Source organism: Neisseria sp. HMSC058F07, assembly GCF_001810035.1.
GTDB lineage: Bacteria > Pseudomonadota > Gammaproteobacteria > Burkholderiales > Neisseriaceae > Neisseria > Neisseria perflava.
Genome location: NZ_KV799705.1, coordinates 1 through 557 on the forward strand (window position 1 = coordinate 1; position 557 = coordinate 557).

1 pseudogene is annotated in these 557 nt (G+C 58.0%); it reads right to left on the reverse strand.

Annotation, left to right across the window (positions count from 1 at the left end):
- A pseudogene (locus HMPREF2696_RS11320) lies at positions 1-557 on the reverse strand (sugar-binding protein); the annotation flags it as partial.

A 557-nucleotide genomic window follows, 5' to 3' on the forward strand; every position in this document is an offset into this window, starting at 1 on the left:
GCGCGGTGATGGCGATGACGTTGCCTTCGGTATCGTAGAGATAGCGGGTTTTGCGTCCGAGCGGGTCGCGTTCTACGGTAATGCGGCCGTAGCTGTCGCGTTCGCTGTCGCTGCGTTGTCCGTCGGCGTCGATGCGGTAGACGAGTTCGCGGTTTTCGTCGAAACCGTACACTTCCGTCCGTCCCAATGCGTCGGTAACGACGGTATGGTCTTTGCGGTAGTCGAACGTCCATTCTTCACCGAGGTTGTTGCTGCTCTTGAGCACTTTGCCGTCGGTGTCGTAACGGTCGTATTCGTAGCGGAACACCAGTCCGTCGGGCTGGCTGTGTTCGACCATGATGTGGTTTCGGTAGGCGAAACCGCGCAGTTTTTTGCCGTCGCGTCCGTAAACGGCGGTCAAATCGCCGTAGCCGTCGTAGTCGTAGCGCACCAGTTCCTTGCCGTTGAAGGTGACGGAGGTAAGGCGGTTAACGTAGAAACGTTCGTCTTCGGAAATAAATACGTCCCGTTCCCCGGCCGGGTCGAAATCGGGATCGTTGTCGTGCAGACGGATGGAG